Consider the following 276-nt stretch of genomic DNA (forward strand, 5'->3'; position numbering starts at 1 on the left):
AAAGAAACTGGGCGCAGTTAAGCCCACAGGTTAATTGAACGCCGAGTCAGACAGTCCTATAGCTCAGTTGGTTAGAGCGCCACACTGATAATGTGGAGGTCGGCAGTTCAAGTCTGCCTGGGACTACGCATCGACAAGATGACCGATATAATGCTACTCTCAATTATGGGGGATTAGCTCAGCTGGCTAGAGCACCTGCTTTGCAAGCAGGGGGTCAACGGTTCGAATCCGTTATTCTCCACTCCGGGGCATGTCCCCGAAAAGATCTTTGACATA

2 tRNA genes are annotated in these 276 nt (G+C 50.4%); both read left to right on the forward strand.

Annotation, left to right across the window (positions count from 1 at the left end):
* The first annotated feature begins 52 nt into the window (after window positions 1-52).
* Window positions 53-126 (forward strand) — tRNA-Ile (locus CIK87_RS03990).
* Between the two features lie 41 nt (window positions 127-167).
* A tRNA-Ala gene (locus CIK87_RS03995) sits at window positions 168-241 on the forward strand.
* Window positions 242-276: the final 35 nt, after the last annotated feature.

It is taken from the genome of Prevotella sp. P5-64, from assembly GCF_002251285.1.
Classification (GTDB): Bacteria; Bacteroidota; Bacteroidia; order Bacteroidales; family Bacteroidaceae; genus Prevotella.